This window comes from Pseudomonas sp. 3A(2025) (assembly GCF_054589175.1).
In genome coordinates this window covers 1-25,383 of record NZ_BAAILM010000008.1, presented here as the reverse complement: position 1 = coordinate 25,383, position 25,383 = coordinate 1, and the positions used below count along the sequence as shown (strand labels likewise).

The 25,383-nt window shown below is 60.8% G+C and carries 20 protein-coding genes and 1 pseudogene; 9 read left to right on the top strand and 12 right to left on the bottom strand.

Annotated elements, in window-relative coordinates:
• Positions 1-85 precede the first annotated feature (85 nt).
• Positions 86-382: a pyrroloquinoline quinone biosynthesis protein PqqE gene (locus tag ACYP2A_RS02220; RefSeq protein ID WP_459742358.1), complete on the top strand. Its 297-nt coding sequence runs from the start codon at positions 86-88 to the stop codon at positions 380-382.
• 342 nt (positions 383-724) lie between these two features.
• Positions 725-2,530: a phenylacyl-CoA dehydrogenase gene (locus ACYP2A_RS02215; protein WP_459742357.1), complete on the top strand. Its 1,806-nt coding sequence runs from the start codon at positions 725-727 to the stop codon at positions 2,528-2,530.
• 27 nt (positions 2,531-2,557) lie between these two features.
• Here ACYP2A_RS02215 and ACYP2A_RS02210 read toward each other — a convergent pair whose 3' ends face one another.
• Positions 2,558-3,613: a LacI family DNA-binding transcriptional regulator gene (locus tag ACYP2A_RS02210; RefSeq protein ID WP_459742355.1), complete on the bottom strand. Its 1,056-nt coding sequence runs from the start codon at positions 3,611-3,613 to the stop codon at positions 2,558-2,560.
• Between the two features lie 256 nt (positions 3,614-3,869).
• Between ACYP2A_RS02210 and ACYP2A_RS02205 the strand changes: the two genes are divergently transcribed.
• The 6 genes from ACYP2A_RS02205 to ACYP2A_RS02180 all read left to right on the top strand — a co-directional run bounded on the left by ACYP2A_RS02205 (position 3,870) and on the right by ACYP2A_RS02180 (position 12,087).
• The gene (locus ACYP2A_RS02205; protein ID WP_459742353.1) at positions 3,870-5,258 is read left to right on the top strand and encodes an MFS transporter; all 1,389 of its coding nucleotides are present in this window, start codon (positions 3,870-3,872) and stop codon (positions 5,256-5,258) included.
• Positions 5,259-5,273: 15 nt separating this feature from the next.
• Complete coding sequence (locus tag ACYP2A_RS02200) at positions 5,274-6,461, top strand: L-talarate/galactarate dehydratase (RefSeq protein WP_459742351.1); 1,188 nt, start codon at positions 5,274-5,276, stop codon at positions 6,459-6,461.
• Positions 6,462-6,549: 88 nt separating this feature from the next.
• The gene (locus ACYP2A_RS02195; RefSeq protein ID WP_459742349.1) at positions 6,550-8,082 is read left to right on the top strand and encodes a UxaA family hydrolase; all 1,533 of its coding nucleotides are present in this window, start codon (positions 6,550-6,552) and stop codon (positions 8,080-8,082) included.
• A gap of 251 nt (positions 8,083-8,333) precedes the next feature.
• On the top strand, positions 8,334-9,629 hold the full coding sequence (locus ACYP2A_RS02190) for a GGDEF domain-containing protein (RefSeq protein WP_459742347.1): 1,296 nt from the start codon (positions 8,334-8,336) through the stop codon (positions 9,627-9,629).
• A gap of 168 nt (positions 9,630-9,797) precedes the next feature.
• Positions 9,798-11,576, top strand: a complete 1,779-nt coding sequence (locus ACYP2A_RS02185; RefSeq protein WP_459742345.1) for an acyl-CoA dehydrogenase C-terminal domain-containing protein — start codon at positions 9,798-9,800, stop codon at positions 11,574-11,576.
• A 349-nt stretch (positions 11,577-11,925) separates the two neighbouring features.
• Positions 11,926-12,087: a YqaE/Pmp3 family membrane protein gene (locus ACYP2A_RS02180; protein ID WP_045484381.1), complete on the top strand. Its 162-nt coding sequence runs from the start codon at positions 11,926-11,928 to the stop codon at positions 12,085-12,087.
• A gap of 14 nt (positions 12,088-12,101) precedes the next feature.
• Here ACYP2A_RS02180 and pqqD read toward each other — a convergent pair whose 3' ends face one another.
• The 9 genes and pseudogenes from pqqD to ACYP2A_RS02135 all read right to left on the bottom strand — a co-directional run bounded on the left by pqqD (position 12,102) and on the right by ACYP2A_RS02135 (position 20,650).
• Entirely contained in the window at positions 12,102-12,404 is a 303-nt protein-coding gene (gene pqqD, locus ACYP2A_RS02175) for a pyrroloquinoline quinone biosynthesis peptide chaperone PqqD (RefSeq protein ID WP_459742343.1), read from the bottom strand.
• Positions 12,405-12,502: 98 nt separating this feature from the next.
• Positions 12,503-13,288, bottom strand: coding sequence for a carbon-nitrogen hydrolase family protein (locus ACYP2A_RS02170; protein ID WP_459742341.1), 786 nt, complete (start codon positions 13,286-13,288; stop codon positions 12,503-12,505).
• Between the two features lie 15 nt (positions 13,289-13,303).
• Entirely contained in the window at positions 13,304-14,983 is a 1,680-nt protein-coding gene (locus tag ACYP2A_RS02165; protein ID WP_459742339.1) for a flavin monoamine oxidase family protein, read from the bottom strand.
• A 150-nt stretch (positions 14,984-15,133) separates the two neighbouring features.
• Positions 15,134-15,601: an Lrp/AsnC family transcriptional regulator gene (locus ACYP2A_RS02160; RefSeq protein WP_459742337.1), complete on the bottom strand. Its 468-nt coding sequence runs from the start codon at positions 15,599-15,601 to the stop codon at positions 15,134-15,136.
• Positions 15,602-15,649: 48 nt separating this feature from the next.
• A complete protein-coding gene (locus tag ACYP2A_RS02155; RefSeq protein WP_459742335.1) occupies positions 15,650-16,561 on the bottom strand; it encodes a substrate-binding domain-containing protein in 912 nt (303 codons plus the stop codon).
• A 104-nt stretch (positions 16,562-16,665) separates the two neighbouring features.
• A complete protein-coding gene (locus ACYP2A_RS02150; protein WP_459742333.1) occupies positions 16,666-17,718 on the bottom strand; it encodes an FUSC family protein in 1,053 nt (350 codons plus the stop codon).
• Between the two features lie 88 nt (positions 17,719-17,806).
• A complete protein-coding gene (locus ACYP2A_RS02145) occupies positions 17,807-18,670 on the bottom strand; it encodes a methyl-accepting chemotaxis protein (protein ID WP_459742679.1) in 864 nt (287 codons plus the stop codon).
• Positions 18,662-19,432, bottom strand: a pseudogene (locus tag ACYP2A_RS02140) (MCP four helix bundle domain-containing protein); the annotation flags it as partial. The pseudogene ACYP2A_RS02140 and the gene ACYP2A_RS02145, both read right to left, overlap by 9 nt.
• 342 nt (positions 19,433-19,774) lie before the next feature.
• The gene (locus ACYP2A_RS02135) at positions 19,775-20,650 is read right to left on the bottom strand and encodes an MBL fold metallo-hydrolase (RefSeq protein WP_459742332.1); all 876 of its coding nucleotides are present in this window, start codon (positions 20,648-20,650) and stop codon (positions 19,775-19,777) included.
• A gap of 99 nt (positions 20,651-20,749) precedes the next feature.
• Here ACYP2A_RS02135 and ACYP2A_RS02130 point away from each other — a divergent pair, with 99 nt between their 5' ends.
• Positions 20,750-21,652 carry a LysR family transcriptional regulator gene (locus ACYP2A_RS02130; RefSeq protein ID WP_459742330.1) on the top strand — a complete coding sequence of 301 codons (903 nt, stop codon included), beginning with the start codon at positions 20,750-20,752 and terminating at the stop codon, positions 21,650-21,652.
• A gap of 5 nt (positions 21,653-21,657) precedes the next feature.
• On the opposite strand, the gene ACYP2A_RS02125 is transcribed toward ACYP2A_RS02130, so the two are convergent.
• The gene (locus ACYP2A_RS02125; RefSeq protein WP_459742328.1) at positions 21,658-22,881 is read right to left on the bottom strand and encodes a glycosyltransferase family 4 protein; all 1,224 of its coding nucleotides are present in this window, start codon (positions 22,879-22,881) and stop codon (positions 21,658-21,660) included.
• A 31-nt stretch (positions 22,882-22,912) separates the two neighbouring features.
• On the bottom strand, positions 22,913-25,383 hold a 2,471-nt coding region (locus tag ACYP2A_RS02120; RefSeq protein WP_459742327.1), incomplete at its 5' end, for a beta strand repeat-containing protein.

The window sequence follows — 25,383 nt, the reverse complement described above, 5'->3', positions numbered from 1 at the left end:
CCATTACCATTAGTCTTTTTGTGGGGCCTTTTGCCTTCATCCCTGTTTTAATAGGCCTTGCTTTCTATGAGCTGAGGATTGGCTTATGCAAATATCCATGAACAACACGCTTTATCCAGGCCTGAGTGCAATTCAGGTCGGGCAGAATCGTGTCGATCAGGCGGCCTCCCAGATCGCCAGTAACAGCATCGAAGTGTCTGGTCGCAGCCAGTCCTCTGATTTTCAGCTGGAGAATCTGCGCTCCGTTGACCGTAGCCAGCGTTCCGATCTGCCTTCCAACATTGTCGAGCTCGAAGCCGGCAAGTTTCAGGTCGAAGCGGGCGTTGCAGCACAACGTGCCAGCAGTGAAGCACTGGGTACGCTGATCGATACCTACGCCTGATCCCCTCAGGTCGTTTTACCGTTAACGCCGTGCCTTTGCGCACGGCGTTGTCGTTTTTGCGTTGATGCTGACCGCCATGCTGTTTCATGGTCGCAACTGGCTGCCCCTCGACTAGACTTCCCCTATACATCCCCGCTTGTGCTGCAGGCCACGGTCTGTGCGGCTTTGCGCCTGCATGAGGCAGCCGCCGGGCAATGCGCTATTGACAAGGTTCGGGTGTAAACGTAAGTTTCAAACATCTGTTTGATCGGTAGGCAGCGTCAAGCGCCAACGGCAGTAAAAGCGTTCCCGTCACGACCGGTCAGTCATTCATTCGGGATTCACCAGCAGAGGTTACAAGCTATGCCTGACTACAAGGCCCCCTTGCGTGATATTCGATTCGTGCGTGATGAGCTGCTGGGTTACGAGGCCCATTACCAGAGCCTTGCAGCCTGCCAGGACGCTACCCCCGACATGGTCGATGCCATTCTTGAAGAGGGTGCAAGGTTCTGTGAGCAGGTGCTGGCACCGCTGAATCGCGTCGGTGATACCGAAGGCTGTACCTGGAGCGAGTCGGGAGTGAAGACGCCGACCGGCTTCAAGCAGGCGTACAAGCAATTCGTCGAGGGCGGCTGGCCGAGCCTGGCCCATGATGTCGATCACGGTGGTCAGGGCCTGCCTGAATCGCTGGGGCTGGCAATCAGTGAACTGGTCGGCGAGGCCAACTGGTCGTGGGGCATGTACCCGGGCCTGTCGCATGGCGCGATGAACACTATTTCCGAACATGGCACGCCTGAGCAGCAAGAGACTTACCTGACCAAACTGGTGTCGGGTGAGTGGACCGGCACCATGTGCCTGACCGAATCGCACTGCGGCACCGACCTGGGCATGCTGCGCACCAAGGCCGAACCTCAGGCCGATGGTTCCTACAAGGTCAGCGGCACCAAGATCTTCATTTCCGCAGGCGAACACGACATGGCCGATAACATCGTCCATATCGTGCTGGCGCGTCTGCCCGATGCGCCGGCCGGCACCAAAGGCATTTCGCTGTTCATCGTGCCCAAGTTTCTGCCTGACGCCCAAGGCGCTATCGGTACGCGCAACGCCGTGGCCTGCGGTTCGCTGGAACACAAGATGGGCATTCACGGCAACGCCACCTGCGTGATGAACTTCGACGGCGCTACCGGTTTCCTGATCGGCCCGCCGAACAAGGGCCTGAACTGCATGTTCACGTTCATGAACACCGCACGCCTGGGTACTGCGCTGCAAGGCCTGGCACACGCCGAAGTGGCGTTTCAGGGCGGCTTGAAATACGCCCGCGACCGCCTGCAAATGCGCTCGCTGACCGGCCCCAAGGCCCCGGACAAGGCTGCCGACCCGATCATCGTGCACCCCGATGTACGGCGCATGCTGTTGACCATCAAGGCCTTCGCCGAAGGCACCCGCGCGATGGTGTACTTCACCGCCAAGCAGGTCGACATCGTCAAGTACAGCGAAGACCAGGAACAGCGCAAGGCCGCCGACGCCCTGCTGGCGTTCATGACCCCGATCGCCAAGGCGTTCATGACCGAGGTGGGCTTCGAGTCGGCCAACCATGGCGTGCAGATCTACGGTGGCCACGGTTTCATTGCCGAATGGGGCATGGAGCAGAACGTGCGCGACAGCCGCATTTCGATGCTGTACGAGGGCACCACCGGCATCCAGGCGCTGGACCTGCTGGGCCGCAAGGTGCTGATGACCCAAGGCGAGGCGCTCAAGGGCTTCACTAAAATCGTCCACAAGTTCTGCCAGGCCAACGAAGGCAACGAGGCCATCGCCGAGTTCACCGCACCCCTGGCGGCGTTGAACAAGGAGTGGGGCGAACTGACCATGAAAGTCGGTATGGCCGCGATGAAAGATCGCGAAGAAGTCGGTGCCGCCTCGGTGGATTACCTGATGTTCTCAGGCTACGCATGCCTGGCCTACTTCTGGGCCGACATGGCGCGTGCTGCTGCACAGAAACTGGCTGAAGGCACTTCGGAAGAGGCGTTCTACACGGCTAAGCTGCAGACCGCGCGCTTCTACTACCAGCGCATCCTGCCACGTACCCGCACCCATGCAGCGGCAATCGTGTCGGGCGCTGCCAACCTGATGGACATGAAAGAAGAGGACTTCGGTCTGGGTTACTGACAGGCTGTGATTACGGGGAGGTGCCCTTCAGGTGCTTTCCCGGATTACCAGATCAAAGCCGACATCCTCGCTGTGCTTGCCACGTGACAGGCTGCCATCCATGCGTTGCAGCAGCAACTCGGCGGTGCGCAAGCCGATCCGGCCACCATCGACATTGACGGTGGTCAGGCGCGGGTGGGTGTGTGCGGCGAATTCCAGGTTGCCGAAGCCGATCACCGCCACGTCCTGCGGCACGCGCATACCCTGGGCCTGGGCTTCGGCCATGACCCCTTGTGCCAGTTGATCGATACTGCAGATCACCGCATCCATCCGTACCCCCGCCTTGAGCAGGCGCGCCATTGCCTGGCGGCCATTGCCCATATTGACCGGCACCGGCTCAAGCTCACAGGCAACCACCTCGATACCGGCCTCAGCAAGGCGCTGCATACACGCCAGCCGGCGCCGGGCAGCACGGGCGTCGTCGCTCCAGATCAGCGCAATGCGGGTGTAACCGCGCTCTATCATGTGTTCGGCCATGGCCCTGCCCACCGCTTCGTGAGAAAAGCCGACCACCGTATCGATGGGCTGGTCATGCAGCTCCCAGGCTTCGATCACCGGAATACCACGCGCCAGCAGCTTTTCCCGTGCCTGTTCGGTGTGTAGCCGGCGGGTCAGCACCAGGCCATCCGGGCGCCTGGCAAGAATGCTGTCGATCAGTTCGGACTCATCGGCCGCTGTGAGGTCTGACTGGCTGAGCAGTAGCTGATAGCGCGCCGCTGCCAGACGCAGCCCCAACTGGCTGACCGTATCGACAAAGGCGCGGCTGGCAATCGTCGGTATAACCACGATGACCAGTCGACTGCGCTGCGACACCAGCGCACCGGCCAGCAGGTTGGGTACATAGCCGGTCTTGCGAATCGCGCTTTTCACCCGTTTGGCGGTTTTCTCCGACACTAGCTCCGGCCGGTTGATGACCCGTGAAACGGTAATGGGCGACACCTTGGCCAGCCTGGCAACGTCGTCGAGCGTGACGGTGGCGGTTCGATTGCTGATCGGTTGAGCCGAGAGTAGGCGACCGGTGGTGCCGGAGGGCGTTTCAAGCATGAGGTGACCTTCAAGGCAGGCAGCGGCGGCGGAGCGCGATTATTCAATGCCGCGATTCTAGCGCAAAGCCCGGTCGATCCGGTCGCTCGGAACGCATTCCCAGTTAACGGGAATTTCCCGGAAAAGGCGGTTTGCAACGCCATGCGCAATGCTTCTACTATTTTGACAGCGCTGTCATTTGATAGCGCTGTCATGGTTCAGGCCCTTTGTCGTTCGGGCGCTTCATGACGCCAATAAAAATAATGAGGCATTGGAGATGAACAACCAGAACAGCTATGCCGCGCAAGAGCCGTCAAAGGTCGGTGCGGTGGCTCGTGCGATCGGTGCAAGTCGCTATCGCTACCTGACCCTGGCGCTGATTACCATGGTTTTGGCGCTGAGCAGCGGCGACCGGGCGGCACTGGCGGTCGCCGGCTCCGACATGAGCAAGGAACTGGGCATCAGTTCGGTGGAAATGGGTTATCTGTTTTCCATCTTCAGTTGGGCGTATGTGGTTTTCCTGATTCCTGCCGGCTGGCTCAGTGACCGGCTGGGTTCGAAGAAATCCCTGACCATCGCCATTGTGGTCTGGTCCATCTTCACCGTCTGCATGGGCCTGGTGCATTTCATCGGCATGATCGTGCCCCTGCTGCTGGCCTTGCGCTTTCTGCTCGGGGTGGCGGAGTCACCGGTGGGGCCGGCCTGTACCCGGGTCATTGCCTCCTGGTTTCCGTCCTCGGAGCGCGGCATGGCCGGGGCCATCTTCAATAGCGCGCAATACATCTCGCTGGCCTTTTTCACGCCGTTCATGGGCTGGCTTTGCTACGCCTTTGGCTGGGAGTACGTGTTCATCATCATGGGCCTGGTGGGTCTGGGCATCGCGGTGATTTGGTGGATGAACTACTACCTGCCGGTCAAGCACCCAAAGATGAATGCCGCCGAGCTTGAATACATTCGCCAGGGCGAAGGCCTGGTCGACTTGGAGGGGCAAGCTGCCCAGCCCAGGGGCAACCGGCGCAGCTCGCTGGCTGAAATCGGCCTGCTGTTCAAGAGCCGCATGCTGCTGGGCATGTTCATCAGCCAGTACTGCGTCAGTGCGGTGACCTGGTTCTATGTCACCTGGTTTCCGATCTATCTGGTCAAAGAGCGTGGCTTCGACATTTTGCAGGCCGGCCTGGTCGCGTCGATTCCGGCCTTGTGCGGCCTGATCGGCGCCATCTCTTCGGGGTTCTTTTCCGACTACCTGATGCGCCGCACCCAATCGCTGAGCATTGCCCGCAAGACGCCGATCATCGCCGGCGTGCTGCTCAGCTCGACCATGATGCTGTGCAACTTCGTCGACACCCAGTGGCTGGTCATTGCCGTCATGAGCCTGGCGTTCTTCGGCAAGGGCTTCGGCAACCTGGGCTTCAGCGTGGTGGCCGACACGGCGCCACGAGAAATGGTCGGCATGACCGGCGGGGTGTTCAACGCCATGGGCAACACCGCCGGCATTGTCACGCCGGTGGTGATCGGTTACCTGCTGCATTCCAGCGGCTCGTTCAACAGCGCGCTGTTCTACGTCGGCGCCCACGGCTTGCTGGCGGCGTTTTCCTACCTGTTTATCGTCGGCACGCTCAAGCGCCTGCAACTGAGCGACCTGACCGGCCAACCTTCGGCTCAATAACAAGAGGCTATTTCCATGATCGAAAGCAACGTCTACATCGACCCCAAAATCGCATCCATGCAGCGTGGCCAGGCCAGCACCGACAGCATCGAGTGGGTCAAACTGTCTTACACCGTGCTGCCGCTGGGCGCGCCGATCAGCGATGCCAAGGTGTTGACCGGCCGGCAGAAACCACTGACCGAAATCGCCTTTATCTTCGCCGAGATTCGTACCCGTGAAGGCCATGAAGGCATCGGCTTCGGTTATTCCAAGCGTGCCGGTGGCCCTGGCATGTACGCCCATGCCAAAGAGATCGCGCCGAACCTGCTCGGTGAAGACCCTAATGACATCGCCAAAATCTTCAACAAGCTGCTTTGGGCCGGTGCCTCGATGGGCCGCAGCGGCTTGACCACCCAGGCCATCGCCCCGTTCGACATCGCCCTGTGGGACCTCAAGGCCAAGCGTGCCGGTTTGCCACTGGCCAAGTTGCTGGGTGCCCATCGTGACTCGGTGCAGTGCTACAACACCTCTGGTGGTTATCTGTCCACGCCGCTGGAAAAGGTCCTGGAAAACGTCGAGATCTCGCGTGGCAACGGTATCGGCGGAATCAAGATCAAGGTCGGCCAGCCTGATACCGGCATTGACTACAAGCGCGTCAAGGCGGTGCGCGAGCAGTTGGGTGAAGGCTTCCCGCTGATGGTCGATGCCAACCAGCAATGGGACCGGGTCACCGCCCAGCGCTTCTGCCGCAAGCTCGAAGAATTCGACCTGACCTGGATCGAAGAACCCCTCGACTGCTATGACGTAGAAGGCCATGCGGCACTGGCGGCGTCGCTGGACACGGCCATTGCCACCGGCGAAATGCTCACCAGCTTTGGCGAGCACGCCCAACTGATCAATGCCCGCGGCTGCGATTTCATTCAGCCCGATGCGCCACGGGTGGGCGGCATCACGCCGTTTCTACAAATCATGAACCTGGCCAGCTTCAAGGGCCTCAAGCTGGCGCCGCACTTCGCCATGGAAATCCACCTGCACCTGGCGGCGGCCTATCAGGAAGAACCATGGCTGGAGCATTTCGAGTGGCTGGAGCCATTGTTCAACGAGCGTCTTGAGCTGCGCGACGGACGCATGTGGGTGCCCAATCGTCCGGGCCTTGGTTTCTCGCTCAGCGAGCAGGCACTGGCCTGGACCCAGCACAGCACTGAGTTCGGCAAGCGCCCCTGAGTCCCGTTAAGCCCGGACAGCGGCGCGGCAGTTGTCGCGCCGCTGTTTGCAGCCTTGAGCATGCGTCCCCATAACTAGAGTCACCCTTATGAACAACCGTGAAGTCAGCCCCGTCATTCGTCTGGATGCCGCCGACAATGTTGTCGTCGCGCGCATCGAGATTCCCGTCGCAACGGTTATCCACAGCGAAGGCGTGACCACGCGCCAGCCCGTACCGCAAGGACACAAGGTCGCGGCGTGCCTGATCGCCAAGGGCGAGCCGGTGCTTAAATACAACACCGTCATCGGTTATGCCGCCGAGGACCTGCCGGCTGGCACCTGGATGCACAGCCACAACATCGCCTTCGGCGAGACCGCCCGCGACTACCGCTACGGTCTGGATTACGTGCCGACCGATCTGTTGGCCCCTGCACAGCGGGCGACCTTTCAGGGCATCGTACGCGAGGACGGTCGCGTGGCGACGCGCAATTACCTCGGCGTGTTCGTGGTCGGCAACTGCGGTGCCACGGTAGCGCGCAAGATCGCCAACCATTTTGACGCCGAACGTTTGGCAAACTTCGCGCACATCGATGGCGTGGTGCCGTTCGTGCACGAGATCGGCTGCGGCATGGAAATGACCGGCGAGCCGATGGACCTGCTGCGCCGCACCATCGGCGGCTATATCAAGCACCCCAACACCGTCGGCGCGGTGGTGATTGCCTTGGGCTGCGAGCGCAACAATATTCATGGTTTCTTCGAGCAGGAAGGCTTGCTGGAAGGCGAGATGCTCAAGAAGCTGATCATTCAGGAGGTCGGTGGTGTGAAAAGCGCCACTGAGCAAGGCATTGCGCTGATCGAAGGCATGCTGCCGCTTGCCGATCGAGCCAGGCGCGAGCCGGTGTCGGCCGAGCACTTGATGATCGGCATGCAGTGCGGTGGCTCGGATGGTTTTTCCGGTCTGTCGGCCAACCCGGCGCTGGGCGCGGCCGTGGACATTCTGGTGCGCCATGGCGGTACGGCCATTCTGTCCGAAACCTCGGAAATCTTCGGTGTCGAGCACACCCTGACTGCCCGCGCCGTGTCGCCGCAGGTGGGGCGCAAGCTGATCGAGCGCATCGACTGGTGGCTGGAATATAACCGTGGTCGCGATACCCAGATCAATGGCCGGGTCAGTCCCGGCAACAACGCAGGGGGCCTGGCCAATGTGCTGGAAAAATCCCTCGGTGGGGCAAAAAAGGGCGGCAATGCGCCGCTGATGGAAGTCTACGAGTACGCCCACCCGGTGACCGCTTCAGGTCTGGTGTTCATGGACACGCCCGGCTACGACCCGGTGTCGGCCACCGGGCAGATTGCCGGCGGTGCCAACCTGATTGCTTTTACTACCGGGCGCGGCTCCTGCTTTGGCTCGCTGCCGGCACCGACCTTCAAACTGGCCAGCAATTCGCCGATGTACCAGCGCCTGAGCGACGACATGGACATCAATTGCGGGCAGATCATCGATGGCGACAAGACCATTGTGCAAATGGGCCAGGAAATCTTTGAGCGCTTGCTGGAGCATGCTTCGGGTACGCCGACCCGCAGCGAACTGAACGGGCTTGGCGAGGATGAATTCTGCCCGTGGCAGATTGGTGTTCTGGCTTAAAACTTCGCGATTGCTACCTCACGGTCTTATGCATTGACAACCACTTCTTGGTCGTACGGCCGGCACCTTGTGCCGGTCTTTTTTTCATGAAGAATTATCGCTAATAGCTATTTGCAATCAACCTTTCCTGATCCCTGCCGTTACAGAAATTAGTTAGCTATTTAGTTCCTGCTGAATGCATTACTTACCCAGCAAAGGCACAATGCCATTATGCCGGGCCATTTTCTGATGCCGAGTAGGAGACATCCCCCTTGTTGCGTCCATCTGCTGCACGACTGAGTCACTTTCTGCCTGCCGGCGTTCTGTTTGTGGGCGGCCTTGCGGCGGCTTATGTCAAAGACCTGAGCGTTTTCTTTACTTCCCTCTTCAATGTCCTGCCGACCCTGGTGTTGCTGCTGGGAGGCGCGTATTGCGCGGTGTATCGCCGCCAGCGCGAGCTGGCGCTGATGGTCACCGTGTACATCGCCTATTACCTGCTCGACACCCAGACCGATTTCTATCGCGACAATGGTGTGGTGCGGGACGATGCGGCGGTAGTGTTCCACCTGATGTGCCTGTTGCTACCGGTGATGTACGGCCTGTATGCCGCCTGGGAAGAGCGCACGCATCTGTTCCAGGATCTGGTTGCGCGCCTGGCCGTGCTGCTGGTGGTCGGGGGCGTGGCGTTGGGGCTTGAACAGAGTTATCCGCTTGAAGTGCAGAACTGGCTGGCGGACATTCGCTGGCCGGCGTTGCATGGTTCGTGGATGAGCCTGATCCAGCTGTCGTATGTGATGTTTCTGATCGCTTTCGGGGTGTTGATCTGGCAGTACCTGAACAAGCCGCGCCCGCTGCATGCCGCGCAACTGGTTGGCTTGCTGGGGTTGTTCTGGGCGTTGCCCAAGACTTTCATTCTGCCGTTCACCCTGAACATCATGTGCAGCCAGGTCATGTTGATGATTGCCGCTGCCGTGGCGCAGGAAGCCTATCAAATGGCCTTCCGCGACGAGTTGACCGGGCTGCCGGGTCGGCGAGCGCTCAACGAGCGGTTGCAACGCCTGGGGCGCAATTACGTGCTGGCGATGAGCGATGTGGATCACTTCAAGAAATTCAACGACACCCATGGCCACGATGTCGGCGACCAGGTGCTGCGCCTGGTGGCCAGCAAACTGTCGAAAATCACTCAGGGTGGTGGCAAGGCCTACCGCTATGGCGGTGAAGAGTTTGCGATTGTGTTCCCCGGCAAAACGCTGGAGGAGTGTATGCCGCACCTGGAAGCGATCCGCGAAACCATCGCCAATTATCAGATTCAGCTGCGCAACCCTGACAATCGCCCGCAAGACGATCAACAGGGGCGGTTACGCCGCGGTGCAGGTCAGGCCAGCAGCGTTTCGGTGACCGTCAGCATGGGTGTGGCCGAACGTCAGCCCGAACAGCGTACGCCCGACGAAGTGCTCAAGGCAGCCGACCAGGCGTTGTATGCCGCCAAAGGTGCCGGTCGCAACTGTGTGATTGCCTATGGACAGCCGCAAAGACGCGGTTCGACGCGTGTGGCCGATACCGCGTAGCCCTGACGGGCGCATTTTTGTGACTGGGAAAAACTATCCAGTCACAAGCAGACCCTATGTGTCGCAATAGTTGTTCGGCTACACTCGGGCTCTTCGAAGTGCGGCCTTGGTCATAGCGGGTCCGGCTTCATTGTTCGTGTCTTTAGCTTCCCGTTCACGAGGTATGCCATGGCTGACTATAAAGCGCCGCTGCGCGATATGCGCTTCGTCCTTAATGAAGTGTTCGACGTCTCCAGACTCTGGGCCCGTTTGCCGGCCCTGGCCGAGGTGGTCGACACCGAAACCGTCGACGCCATCCTTGAAGAAGCCGGCAAGGTCACCAGCAAGAGCATCGCACCGCTGAGCCGCAATGGCGACGAAGAAGGCTGCCACTGGAACGACACCGTGGTCACCACGCCGGCCGGTTTCCCAGAGGCCTACCGCACCTATGCCGAAGGCGGCTGGGTGGGGGTTGGCGGCAACCCCGAGTTCGGCGGCATGGGCATGCCCAAGGTGGTTGGCGCGCTGGTCGAAGAGATGCTCAACTCCGCCAGCCTGGCGTTCGGCCTGTACCCGATGCTGACCTCCGGCGCCTGCGTGTCGCTGAACAACCACGCCAGTGAAGCGCTCAAGGCCACGTACCTGCCCAACATGTACGCCGGCCTCTGGAGCGGTTCGATGTGCCTGACCGAAGCCCATGCCGGTACCGATCTGGGGATTATCCGTACCCGCGCCGAGCCTCAGGCCGACGGCGCTTACACGATCAGCGGCAGCAAGATTTTCATTACCGGCGGCGAACACGATCTGGCCGGGAACATCATTCATCTGGTGTTGGCCAAGCTGCCCGATGCGCCGGCCGGTCCCAAGGGCATTTCGCTGTTTCTGGTGCCCAAGTTTCTGGTCAATGAAGACGGCAGCCTGGGCGAGCGCAATGCGGTGACCTGTGGTTCCATCGAGCACAAGATGGGCATTCAGGCCTCGGCCACCTGCGTGATGAATTTCGACGGCGCGCAGGGCTATCTGATCGGCGAGCCGAACAAGGGCCTGGCGGCGATGTTCACCATGATGAACTACGAGCGTCTGGGCGTCGGGATCCAGGGTCTGGCCTCGGGCGAGCGTTCTTATCAGAACGCCATCGACTATGCCCGTGAGCGTCTGCAAAGCCGTGCCCCTACCGGCACGCAGAATCGCGACAAGGCCGCCGATCCGATCATCGTGCACCCCGATGTACGGCGCATGCTGCTGACCATGAAGGCACTCAACGAAGGTGGCCGTGCATTCACCGCCTATGTCGCGCTGCAACTGGACATCGCCAAGTACAGTGAAGACGCTCAGGAGCGTCAGCGTGCCGATGCACTGGTGGCGCTGTTGACCCCGGTGGCCAAGGCTTTCCTGACCGATCTGGGGCTCGAAATCACCGTGCATGGTCAGCAGGTTCTGGGCGGCCATGGCTACATTCGCGAGTGGGGGCAGGAGCAACTGGTGCGCGACGTGCGCATCACCCAGATCTACGAAGGCACCAACGGCATTCAGGCGCTGGACCTGGTCGGGCGCAAGATCGTCGGCTCGCAGGGTGAGTGGTACCGGTTGTTTTCCAATGAGGTGCGTCACTTCATCAAGACGGCCGACAGTCGCCAGGCCGAGTTCGTCGAGCCGCTACGGGGTGCGCTGGACAAGCTCGATGACCTGACCTGGTGGGTGCTTGAGCGTGCGCAGCGCAATCCGAACGAAATCGGCGCTGCGTCTGTGGAGTATCTGCATCTGTTCGGCTACACCGCTTATGCCTGGATGTGGGCGCGCATGGCGGGCGCGGCATTGGGCAAAGAGACGCAAGAAGACTTCTATGCCAGCAAGCTCGGTACTGCGCGTTTCTACTTTGCCCGGCTGCTGCCACGCATTCATTCGCTGGATGCGTCGGTGCGCGCAGGCAGCGAATCGTTGTATCTGCTGGAGGCTTCCCAGTTTTGAGCATCAGGTTTTGAGAATCGTTGTCATTTTGTAAGCTTTGGCTTACACGCCGTGGTGACAAATAGCCTCTTCCGAAAAAAGGGATCCAAAGATAATCTAACTACATGGACGTCGCGCAGGATGCGCAACCAAAATAACAGGGACACGTAGGGAAGCCTGCCAGGACGGTGGGAAGAAAGGGATGTCAGGGAAACAGTCTGGAAAACCCCGCTTCGGCGGGGTTTTCTTTGTCCGCGTTTTTTGCACATGCGATGAATAATGGCGGTATGCCAGAAGGCATGGAACCCCTGTAGCGGCCAAGGGTCGATTGAGCACAGGCCATCACGGCCATTCAATCAGGAGCTTACCCATGGACATCATTCGCATCATCATCGCCATCCTGCTGCCTCCACTGGGCGTGTTCCTGCAAGTCGGCTTCGGCGGCGCTTTCTGGCTCAATATCCTGCTGACCCTGCTGGGCTACTTCCCCGGCATCATCCACGCCGTGTACATCATCGCCAGCCGCAAGTAATCAGCAGGCTCTGCTCAAACCAGCACGATCCACTGCATATCGTGCGCATGCCTGATGAATTCATCGACATCGGTGCCCATTTCCGGCAGGTTCGGAAAGCGGCTGTGCAAGGTGTCGATGATCTGCTGAACGCTGCGCTGGCCATCGACCAACTCGCTTATGCGAGTCGTGTCGTCATCCAGGCGAATCATGCCGCCGGGCCTGATGTGCAAGACATGGCCATTGCCGTCCGGTGCCAGCTCCAGGCTACAGTCGCGGTGCCAGTGCGGGGTGAGCGTACGATCCAGTTCTGAGTGGTGCGCGTGACCCAGTTTCATAAGGACTACCTCTGCCAGACACAGTGCCCGCTCAGGGATTGCCGGGCCTCAGGCAAAGTGTAGTCTCCAGCAAAGGGTCGTCTCGGACTAAACGCTGATCAGCGATACAAAGACGGGCGACGATCTGCCATATAGTCATTCAGCGCCCGCGCTGCTTCGATGCCTTGGCCCGACAGGTCAGTGATCAATAGCTGTTCGTCCCGAGCCGCCAGCACCGGGCGGCTGCCGTCCGGGCCATTGAGGCTGCTCAACCCGCAGTAATGCACCGTGTCTTCGCTGCCACAGTAATTGACGTAGGCCAGATAGCACTGGTTCTCGAAAGCCCGTGCGCGCACGGTGACCTCACAGACGAAATCGAACGGCACCATGTTCGCCGTCGGCACCAGAATCAAGTTGGCGCCCGCCAGCGCCAGACGCCGTACCGTTTCCGGAAATTCCACGTCGTAGCAAATCAGCAGCCCCAGGCGCCAGCCGTCCAGCTCGATCAGTGGAAACTGATCGCCTCCTGCGCTGAACATGTTCTTGTCCAGATCACCGAACAGGTGAGTCTTGCGGTAATTGCCCAGCCGCGCGCCATGACGGTCGATCAGTTGGGCGGCGTTATACACCTGGCCGTCTTCGCCACGCTCGGGGTAACCATAGGCAATCGCCACACCGGTGCGGCGGGCGATGTCGGCAATCTGCTGCGCCGCCGGGCCGTCGGCGGGCTGGGCCAGGCGCTGCACGGCGGGTGCGCCGATGTTGTAGCCGGTCAGGAACATCTCCGGGCACACCAGCAACTGCGCACCTTGCTGCGCTGCCGCCTCGGCCTGGCGGGCAAGGCGCGCCAGGTTGGCGTCGACCTCCAGCGGCAACGGTGGGCATTGGTACAGGGCAATACGCATAAGCACCTCGTCAAGTCAGTCGCCCAGCGCAATCGGGCCGATTTCATGGAATACATCGCCTGGCCCCAGATTGTCGGCGTGGGTCCGGCCGCCGAAGTGGGTCATGATGCCCCACACCGCGTTAAGCGAGGTTTGCACCGCGCCTTCGACCCAGGCCGGGGTCCAGGAAATATCATCGCCGGCCAGGAACATGCCGCGCTGCTCGCTGGGCAGGTCCTGTTGCATGAAATGCGCGTACATCCGCTGGTTATAGCGGTAATGCCCCGGCAGGGCGCCCTTGAAGGCACCGAGAAAGTTCGGGTCGGCTTCCCACGACACGGTGATCGGGTCACCAATGATGTGCGCGGCGATGTCGACCTTGGGGTAGATCTTTTTCAGCGCATCGAGTGCCAGGCGCACGCGCTTGTCGATCGGTTGCGGCAGCATCTTCAGTGCATCGCTCATCCACGCATACGACAGGCAGATAACGCCCGGCTTGTCGTCGCCGTTATCGAACAGGTAAGTGCCACGCGTCAGGCGATCGGTGAGGGTCATGCTCATCAGATCGCGGCCGGTTTCCGGGTCTTTGTCCTTCCAGAATGGCCGGTCGACCATCACGAAGGTTTTCGACGACTGCATGTAGCGGGTGCGGTCCAGCGCCATCCACATCTTCTGCGAGAACAGCGATTCTTCGCATTCGATCTGGGTGGTCAGCAGCCAGCTCTGACAGGTAGTCAGCACCGCTGCGTACTGGCGGGTGTCGCCCCAATTGTCAGTGACCGCCAGGCGTCCGTCGGCGCTGCGGGCAATACGCTTGACCCCGGTGCGCGGCGCGCCGTGGTGCAGCGACGACAGGCTGGTGCCGGCTGGCCAGTGGGCGCAGCGCTGCGGTGTATGACGCCAGATGCCCAGCGGTACCTGCTGCACGCCACCGACGATCAGGTGCTGGTTTTCATCGCAGTGGGTCATCACCACACGAAAGATTTCCAGCATCGAGTTGGGAAAGTCCGAGTCCCAGCCGCCAGTCCCGAAGCCGACCTGACCAAACACTTCGCGGTGGTAGAACGACAGTTTGGCGAAGGCCTTGGAGGTGGCGACGAAGTCGTAGAAGGTGCGGTCATCCCACAGCGGCACCAGTTCGTTCCACAAGGCTTTGAGGCGCGGTACATCGCGGTCGCGGATCGCCTGCTGGATCGCGGCAAATTGCGCACCGCACTCCAGCGCATCGGCCCAGGCATCGGCCACTTCCTGAAACAGGGCTGGCAAGTCGCTGAGGCTTTGGGCGTAGTAAGTGTTGCCTTCCAGATCGACCACGGTGCTGCCGCTGGCTGGCGTCAGCGGGTTGGGGAAGGGCTGGGTGTCCAGGCCGAGCTTGTCGACATAGTGGTAAAAGGCGGTGCTTGAGGCCGGAAAGCGCATGCCGCCCAGTTCGGCAATGATGCCTTCTGCGCCTTCAAAGGCCTGCGAGCGCAAGCGGCCGCCCATTTGTGCCGCCTCGTAAACCACCGGCTTCAGGCCCAGCTTCATCAGTTCATAGGCGGCCACCATGCCGGCGATTCCGGCACCGACGATGGCTACTTCGCTGCCGTGATGCTCGGCAGGAATGCTGCCCAGCCCGGCCGGATGGGTAATCCAGTCGTCGAAGGCAAAAGGGAAATCCGGGCCGAACATGGTGATCGGCTTTTCAACGTCTGCGCGGTGGCGAGTGTGTTTCATGACTGACGGCCCTGGTCGACTGCGGGGTACACGAATAGCAAACAGTCTAGGCAGGTGTGCGTACGTTAATAAGGCGCAATGTGTTGTCGATCTGTCGATTGATACGTCGATATGACGAAGGTGTGCGTCACTATGACGATTTCAGCTCAATCAGACCGGCTGACTGCGGTCGACCTTGCTGCTGAGGATGATCGAAGTGGTGGTCTTTTCGACGCCATCGACGCTGCCGATCAGGTCGAGCAACTGGTCGAGTTGCTCGGGCGAATCGGTGCGCAGCCAGGCCACGTAATCGAACTCGCCACTGACCGCGCACAGTTGCTGGACCTGGGCCAGGCAACTGAGCCGGCGCAGCACTTCCTTACCGGAGCGCGGTTGCACGGTGATGCCGACATACGCCTGTAAACCGCCATCGGTGACCCGTTGCCCAAGGCGCACGCCATAGCCGGTGATGACTCTGGTTTTCTCCAGCCGCGCCAGGCGCGAGGTCACCGTGGTGCGCGCAATGCCCAGTTGCCGGGCCAGCACCGCGACGCTCTCGCGAGCATTGAGCTGCAAGGCGGCGATCAACTGACGATCGATTTCATCGAGAACGGGGGGGCGAAGGGTGGACAAGGGCATCTCCTGACAGGGCCGTGCATGTTAGGAGATTACCCGACCCGACGGCGATTACTTACGCACAAACTGTTGATAATTCTCTGCCGTCACCAACTGGGTTTCGAGCCACACATCACCCTGTATCGGTTGTTTCTTGACCAGTGCCAGCGCGGTGTCGACGGCCTTGGCGCCCATGGCCAGCGGGTCGCGGAAGACGCTGACGGTGAGCATCCTGTTCTTGATCGCCATCAGGCCATCGGGGGTGCCGTCGATGCCGCCGACCAGCACATTTGATTGCCCGCCGGACTTGAGCGCCATGGCCGCGCCGATGCCCATTTCGTCGTTGTTGGAGGCGACGGCGTCGATCTTCTCGCCCGATACCACCCAGCTGTTCATGATGTTCATGCCCTGGTCGCGCTGCCAGTCGCCGCTCTGTTGTTCGACGACCTTGATGTCCGGGTATTTGCCCAGCACATCCTTGACCCCGTCGGTGCGCTTGCGGGTGTCGCTGTGCGCCAGGCGGCCGAGGATGATCGCCAGGTTACCCTTGCCGTTCATCTTCTCGGCCAGGTACTCCATCTGCATGCGGCCGATGGCGCGTTCGTCGGTGCCGACAAACACCACGCCGTCGGGCAGCGTGTCGACCTCGGGGCGGCTATTGACGTACACCAGCGGGATGCCAGCCTGTTTGACCTTGTCGGTGATGCGCTTGGTGGCGGCGGTGTCGGCCGGGTTGACGATGATCGCGTCGACCTTCTGGTTGATAAAGCTTTCAACCTGGCTGAGCTGACGGCCAACATCGCTGGCCGAGTCTTCGACTTGCAGGCGCACGCCGTCAGGCGACTGCCTGGCCTGGTCCTGCATGGCGCCGACCAGATAGGAAATGTAATTATCCAGATTGCCGACCGTGACGCCGATCCGCAGCTCTGCATGGGCCGCCATCGACATGGCCAGCGCGCAGGCGCCGAGCAAGACTCGTTTCATGGGGTGATCCTGTCCGTGTTGTTGTTTGAATCGGAATGGGATCGACAGTAGTGGAATATAAATTCTGAATCAATCTTGGTCCAAAAATTATTTTCCATAAGGTCTTACAGCTTCCAGCGCCGCGCGGTCTTGTCCAGGCGTGCCTGCAATTGTTCCAGGGTGTGGGTCAGTTGCTGGGTCATCAGCCGGTAACCGGTCAGTTCTGCCGGAATCACCGCTGGCGTCGCCGGTTCGAAATTACGCTTGAGGTGTTCGGTGGCACCGGTCTGTAATGCCCTGGCCATGCCCAGCAGGCGCCGGCGGTTCTGGCGGTAATCGGCATCCAGCGCGGCCTTGAGTTCAGTCCCCGGACTGGCCGGGCGGCTATTGCCGAGAATCTCCAGCAGGCTCAGGCACATGCGGAACTGGCTCTGCATGGTGTCCAGCTCGACCATGGAAATCTTCACTTCCTTGGACACCGATGGCAGCAGCGAACGCAGTTGCAGCATGGTGGCGTTGAGGCTGGCGGTCAGCTTGAGGTGTTCGTCGGCGGTCACCGACTGGCCCTGGTTGATGCGCCCATACACCTTGGCGCAATCGCGCAGGCCGCTGGCCAGGTTGTAGCGCCAGGAGAACACCGCATACAGCGGCAGCGCGAAGGAAAACGCCAGCGCCAGGGCGATACCGATAAGGATATCCACCGTGCGCCACAGCCCGTCGCTGATCGGGTTGATGCCGTGGCCGGCGACGATAAACAGGGTAATGGCCGACAGCAGCGCGGTATAACCGCCCTTGCCGATGGCGTGATAGGCAAAGAAACCGCACATCACCGACATCAGGCAGTAGGTCAGCAGAGACATTTCCAGGTAGCCCTGTTGCACCACCACCAGCAGCCCCAGCCCTGCACCAATCAAGGTGCCATAAGCACGCTCGACGGACTTTTTGCGGATATTGCCGTGGTGTTGCAGGCCGCCAATGACGATCAGCATGGTCACCGAGGCCCATTCGCCATGGGGCAGGTTCAGGCCGCTGGTGAGCAGGATCGACACCAGCAAGCCGACGGCGATGCGTGCGGCGTGGATCAGGCGGGCATGGCGGTAACGGCGATAAGGATCAAGCAGGGGCCGCAACACGGGGCGCAGCCATGAAGGGATGGAAGCAGGGCGAATATTGAGCATGCGTGAGCGGACCGTCAGCGAAGGAGTATGCAGTAAGCCATAACTGGAAATGGCGCTGCCATTACTGACAGCGCTTTGGCGAAAAGGATCAGACCCGGAATTTCGAAACCATGGCATTCAGACCCACGGCCAGGCTCGACAGCTCCTGGCTGGCCGCGCTGGTCTGGTTGGCGCCGGCAGAGGTCTGCAGCGACAGGTCGCGGATATTCACCAGGTTACGGTCCACTTCGCGAGCGACTTGTGCCTGTTGCTCCGAGGCGCTGGCAATCACCAGGTTGCGCTGATTGATCGAGGTGATCGACTCGGCAATCAGGGCCAGTGCGTCGTTGGCTGCGCGAGCGACCTCCAGTGTGGTGTCGGCCCGCTGGCGGCTGCTGGCCATTGCGCCCACGGCACGCTCGGAGCCCGACTCGATGCCGCCAACCATGCTGGCGATTTCCTGGGTCGACTGCTGGGTGCGGTAGGCCAGGGCACGCACTTCGTCGGCCACCACGGCAAAGCCGCGTCCGGCTTCACCGGCACGGGCTGCCTCGATGGCGGCGTTCAGGGCCAGCAGGTTGGTCTGCTCGGCAATCGAGCGAATCACGTCCAGCACCCGGCTGATCTCGTTGACCCGACCGGCCAGTTGTTCGATTTCATCGGAGGTGGTCGTTACATCGGCGACCAGATACTGGATCGACTCCAGCGCCTGATTGACCTTGTCGCGGCCTTCAGCGGTGCTCTTGTCGGCGTCTTTGGAGGCTTCGGCGGTGATCACCGCATTGCTCGCCACTTCTTCGACGGCCGTGGTCATCTGGTTGACGGCGGTGGCGGCCTGTTCGATCTCGGCGTTCTGCTGATGCAGGCCACGGCTGGCGTCTTCGGTGACCGAGTGCAGTTCTTCGGAGGCCGAAGCCAGTTGGTCCGACGACGCAGCAATCTGGCTGATGGTGTCGCGCAGGTTGTGCTGCATACGGCTCAGGGCAGTGAGCAATTGCGCTGGCTCATCGGCGCCGCTGACCACAATGTTCTGGGTCAGGTCGCCACTGGCAACCCGGTCGGCCACGCTGACGGCATCGGCCAACGGCTTGACGATGCTGCGGGTCAGGGCAACGGCGATGACGATCATTGCCAGCAGGATGGCCAGCAAGGCACAGACGATAATGACGAAGGCCTCATCGAAGGTATCGCTGCTGACATTGGACGAGGCAATGGCGCCATCGGCGTTGTAGCGGCTGAGGGCATTGAGCGAGGTCATCATGGCGTCGGCATACTCGGCCAATGGGCCGTTTATCTGCGCTATGGCCTCATCGCGTCGACCGTTCTCGATGGCGTTCAGGGTCTTTTTCTGCACGTCATGGTAACGCTCGCTGCGAGCGCGAAAATCGTTGAACAGGGCACGGTCCTCAGGCACCTGAATGGTGTCTTCGTAAGCCTTCATGTCCTTGGGCAGGCTCTGGTTGATGGCGTGGACCAGGGCGACGTTCTTGTTGCGCTCGACGGGGTCGTCCTGCAGCACGCTGCGCAAGGTCACGGCCCGGGCCCGGCCCAGATTGGTACCGATATCCCCCAGCACCAGTACTGCAGGCAACCAGACCTCACGCACTTCATCGGTGGCGGTGTCCATGCGCTTGGCCTGAAACAGCGCGGTCAGCCCCATGGCCAGGACCAGGGCGCCCAACAGCAGGAAAATGAGCGCGGCTCGTTTTCCGACGGGCAAGTTCCTTAAGTTCATACATCTTCCTTTTGGCAGTTTTAAAGTCATATCCGGCGCACATGAGCCATGGGCCAGGTCACAGAAACGTTCAGGTTCGGACTGGATTTTGAAACAGCGTCTGATGAGACAGGCTTCGCCCGGACAGGCCGTTGAATGCCTGAACTGGAAACCACTGGATGGGCCTTTGCCGAAAGCAAGGCTGCTTGAATGTTGTTCACGGTTGGAACAAGCAGGGGGCTTGGCGAGCTTTTATTGTAGGACAATTAATAATGGCTAATTGCCTTGATCGATACAAGAAAAATTACCGCCCAGGCTTCTTGGGCCCGGGCGGTATGTGCATCGCTTACAAACAGGGTTCGATTACCAGCTCATTTCACCCTTGGCCACTTTGGCGCTCAGCTCCAGGCTGGACTCTTCACCCAGGCCCGGGTAGTGCGCTTTCATGGCGTCGATCAGCGCCTTGGAGTCTTTACTCCTGGCCGTTTCCTTGTCGAAGGTGCGGATATAGTCGGCGGTAAACGCCGGCGATTCGGCCGGGCCTTGAGCGCCGGGCAAGGCATGGCCCGGCACGATGATCGACGGTTTCAGACTTTCGATTTTGGCCAGCGTGGCCAGCCAGTCCTGATGCGACTTGGCGCTTTGGGTGTCGGCCATCCACACATGCTGGTTGCTCGACAGCACCACGCCGCCGACCACCGCCTTGATCGACGGAATCCACACGAAGCTGCGATCAGGCTGCGGGCCATCCAGGCCGATCACTTCCAGCGCCTGGCCTTCGAGCTCAAGACGATTGCCCTTGAGCACCTTGGGCACGATGAGCTTGCCCGGCGCGTCGCTGCCCAGTTTCGGGCCCCAATAGGCGAGCTTGTCTTTCATGGTGTGCTGAATGTGCTCGACGGTCGGTGCGCTGGCCAGCACCTCGACATTCGGGAAGGCGGCAACCAGGGTGTCGAGGCCGAAATAGTAGTCCGGGTCGCCGTGGCTGATGTAGATGCTCTTGAGCTGTTTGCCGCTGCGCTTCACGTTCTCCACCAGCTTCTGGGCCTGACCCTTGCCGAACTGGGCATCGATCAGAATGGCGTCATGTTCGCCGGTGACCAGCACCGAAGCCACCGGGAAAATGGCGTCGTGGCCAGGGTTATAGGGCTCGACTTTCAACGGTTGGGCGGCAAATACGCTGGCGCTCAGGCTCAAGGACAGGCTGGCGAGCAGGGGCGAAAGAAAGGATTTGGACATGACGGACTCCAATGCAGGGAGTGCAAACGATAGTTGCTGTAATCGATAAGAAAAATGCTAGATTCCCGCCATGTTTGTTGCGCAAAACGGACGAATAGAATGGACCGAATGCTCGCCATGCAGGTGTTTGTCACCGTGGTCGAATGCGGCAGCCAGACGGCGGCGGCCGAAAAGCTCGGGTTGTCGCGGCCTGTGGTGTCGCGCTGCCTGCAGGATCTGGAGTCCTGGCTGGGCGGGCGCGTGTTGCACCGCACCACGCGGCGGCTGACGCTGACCAGTATTGGCAGCGAGGTGTTGCCCAGATGCCGGCGCCTGCTGGAGCAGGCGTTAGATATTCAGGCGTGTGTCGCACAGCCCGAGGACGAGCCGCGCGGGCAATTGCGCCTGACCTGCAGCACCTCGTTCGGCCAGGCACAACTGACGACGGCAGTGGCTGCATTCGTGGTGCGTTACCCACGGGTCAACGTCGACCTGCAACTGTTCGATCGCACGGTCAACCTGGTCGAGGAAGGCATCGATCTGGCGATCCGCATCAGCGACGACATCGACCCGCAACTGATCGCCCGGCGCCTGGCCCGTTGTGAATCCATGGTCTGCGCCTCGCCACAGTATGTGCAGCGCCACGGCGCGCCGAGCCAGGCCGAAGACCTGGAGCGCCACAACTGCCTGACCCATGCCTATCACGATCATGCCTTGTGGCGTTTCGAGCGTCACGGCGAGCCGCTGGCGGTGAGGGTAAGCGGCACCATCAGCAGCAACGATGCGGTGGCCCTGATGCAGGCCGTACTCAATCATGCGGGCATCGGTTTGCTGCCTGCTTACCTTGTCGCCCCGTTGATCCGCAGCGGGCGGTTGTTGGCGTTATTGCCCGATCACCAACCGGTCAGCATGGGCATTCATGCGGTGTACGCCTCACGCAAGCACATGCCGGTGGCACTGCGTACGTTGCTGGATTTTCTGGTGGAGTGGTTTGCCGATACCAAGGATTGGGCGGGTGTATAGGAGACTCAGCCGCGCAATTTATCCAGTATCCGCGGCAAACAAACGCTCTTGAGGTCGTAGCGCTCGACGATGGTCTGGCGTGCGTTGTCGCGCAGTGTCTGGTAGCGCGCAGGATCGGCCAGCACCTCGGCGACTGTTTCGGCCAGCCGCTCAGGGTCGAAGAAGTCGACCAGCAGGCCGTTGCTACCGTCTTCGATGACCTCAGTGACCGGTGCGGTGTCGGACGCCAGCAGCAGGCAGCCGGCGGCCATGGCTTCGAGCATCGACCACGAGAGTACGAAGGGATAGGTCAGGTAGATGTGCGCGGCCGAGATTTGCAGGATCTTCAAATAGTCGGCATAGGCCAGTGTGCCGACGAAGAACACCCGGCTCCAGTCGACCTTGTCCTGCACTTCGGCGCAGTAGCGTTTGCGGTAGGTCTGGCCTTCGGGCAAGCGTTCGCCGTAACTGACGCCGTCGCCGCCGACGATGATGATTCGGGCGTTCGGCCGCAGCGCCTGGAGCCTGGGCAGGCTGCGCATGAAGGTGTGGAATCCGCGGTAAGGCTCCAGATTGCGCGCCAGATAGGTGACCACCTCGTCGCCCGGCTGGAAGCGTTGGCCGTTGATGTCGACCCAGGCGTCGGGTGCGGGTTTGACGACCTGTGTATCGATGCCTTCGTGGATGACCTCGATCTTGTGTTGCAGATCCGCCGGGTAGCGCGATTGCTGCCAGCGGGTCGGCGAGATGCCCTGGTCGCAGCCCATCAGGCTGTGCAGTTGTGTGCTGTTCTTGAGGCGTACGCGCAGCCGGTCATCCAGGCTGCTGGGGAATTGCGGGTCGAAACCGACATCGCCGCCGGTGCCGTGGTAGTAGTACTCGAAGTACTGAATGATCCGCGCCTGAGGGAAGATGTCTTTCAGAAAAAGACCTTCTCCCCAGCCGGGATGGGCGACGATGACATCCGGCTGCCAGCCTTCGTCATCGCGCAGTATCAACAGCACCCGGACAATGCTTTGCCCACGGCGCACGTGTCCTTCGAAGTCTTGCAGGTAGTGGTGAGTCTGCTTGTTGCCGCCGGTGCCGCGCTGATAGCCCAGCAAGCGAATGCGTGGGTGCAACACGCCTCGCGCCTTGAGGTTGGACGTCTCGCCAAGGCCGATGACTTCGTTTTGCGGGTCATCGGCCAGCGCCTTGGCGACATGGCGAAACTGGCCCGGGAAGTTCTGGTGAATGAAGAGGTAGCGCATTAATCGATCACCTTCCCGGGTGCAAGTTAAGTCAGAGAACCAGATCGGCCGTGCTCAAGGTGCTCACGCCAATCAGTTGTATCGCGAACTCGGCGTCCGCGTCGGCGTCGATGTTGCCATACAGCACCTGTGCCTTGTTGTCGAAATACAGATCGCCCACCGACGTGAAGCGCCCCGAGAACGCCGCGCCGACGATCAGCGAATCGAAGGCGTCATTGGTGAGGGTCGTGGTGTTGGCGTCGATGGTCGATAGATCGATCTTGTCCTGGCCACGAACAAAGCCTGAAATGACATCCCAGGTGGCGCTGGTGATACCGGTTTCGGAGGCGGCGTTGAAGTCGAAAACATCGTTGCCAGCACCACCCACGAGGGTGTCCTTGCCGGCACCGCCGATCAGCGTGTCGTTGCCATTGCCGCCCGAGAGGCTGTCGTTACCTGCGCCGCCGTTGAGTACGTTGTTGCCGGCGCTGCCGGTCAGCAGGTCGTTGAAGTTCGAGCCGACGAGGTTTTCGATATTCACCAGGGTATCGGTGCCCGAGCCCAGTGTGGCCTGACTGGTAGTGATCGCCAGACTGACTTTGACTGCGCTGCTGGCGCTGGCATAAGACACGGTGTCGATCTCTGCGCCGGTGCCGCCGATGATGACGTTGTTGCCGGCGCCGGCATACAGCGTGTTGCTGAGGTTGTTGCCGGTGATGTCGGCGGCTGCCGTGGTGCTGATGCGGCCGTTCTCGATATTGGCGCCCAGGGTGTAGCCACTGAACTGCACGTTGACCGTGTCAGTGCCTTCGCCGGCTTTCTCGATGATGACGTCGCTGCTGTTGTTGATCACATAAGTGTCGTCGCCGGCACCGCCGGTCAGGGTGTCATTGCCCAGGCCGCCATCCAGGACGTTATTGCCACTGGAGCCGGTGAGGCTGTCGTTGTTGCCGGAGCCAGTCAGGTTTTCAAAACCGGACAGGGTGTCGGAGCCGGAGCCGCCGGTAGCCTGTGCCGTGGTGCTGGCCAGGCTGACCTTCACGCCGTTGCTGCCGGTGACGCCGTACAGATAAGACAGCGTGTCGGTACCGGCACCGCCGGCCAGGACGTTATTGCCAGACCCGGCATGGATGACGTTGTTCAGGGCGTTGCCATACAGATTCGAAGCGGTGGTGGCGAGGATGCGACCATTCTCGACGTTGGCGCTCAGCGTGTAGCTGGTCGCGTAGCTGTACACGGTGTCGGTGCCCGCATTGGCGGCTTCGATGACCACATCGGCGTTCTGGTGCACGTAGTAGACATCGTTGCCAGCGCCACCGGCCATGCTGTCATTGCCGGCGCCGCCATTGAGCACGTTGTTGCCGGCACTGCCGGTCAGCGTGTCGTTGAAGTTCGAGCCGGTGAGGTTCTCGATATTGATCAGGGTGTCGGTGCCCGAACCCAGCGTGGCCTGCCCCGTGGTGATCGCCAGGCTAACCCGGACCGCGCTAGCGGCATCGGCATAAGAAGCGGTGTCGATCTCTGTGCCGGTGCCGCCCATGATGACGTTATTGCCCGCGCCCGCATAAAGGGTGTTGCTGAGGCTGTTGCCGGTGATATTGGCGGCGGCCGTGGTGCTGATGCGGCCATGCTCGATGTTGGCGCCCAGTGTGTAACCGCTGAACTGCACATTGACCGTATCGGTGCCGCCACCGGCGTTCTCGATGATGACGTCGCTGCTGCTGTTGATCACGTAGGTATCATCGCCTGCGCCGCCGACGAGGGTGTCGTTACCCAGGCCGCCATCCAGCACGTTATTGCCGCTGGAGCCGGTGAGGCTGTCGTTGTTGCGCGAGCCAGTCAGGTTCTCGAAGCCTGTGAGGGTATCGGTGCCTGAACCCACCGTGGCTTGCGCTACGGTGCTGGCCAGGCTGACCTTCACGCCGTTGCTGCCGGTGACGCCGTACAGATACGAGAGGGTGTCGGTGCCTGCACCGCCAGACAGTTTGTTATTGCCTGTGCCGGCGTAGATCACGTTATTCAGAGCGTTGCCGGTGAGGTTCGCTGCGTTGCCAGTGGTGATGCGGCCATTCTCGACGTTGGCCGACAGGGTGTAGTCGCTGGCCGTGGAGAGCACAGTGTCAGTGCCTTCGTTGAGCTTTTCGATGACCACATCGCCGAGGTTGTCGACGTAGTAGGTGTCGTTGCCGAGACCGCCGGTCATGGAGTCGGCGTCCTGACCGCCGTTGAGTATGTCGTTGCCGCCGGCACCGTTGAGGATGTCGACACCAAAGCCGCCTGTGAGGGTATCGGCCCCGGCGGTGCCTTCGATGGACAGGCCTTTGAAGTTGTTGCCGTTGACGGCGGTGGCCAGCACGTTTTGCAGGGTGATTGCTGTGTGCCAGGTGTAGTTTTTGCCGGCAGCGCCATCTTCGTCGTATTGGAGCAGGGTGTTTTTGCCGTCCTGGATCAGGCGCAGGTAGCCGTTTGCGGGGGCGAGTGGGTTGCCGCCCTGATAGCCGAGACCGTTGGCTGCGCTGTAAT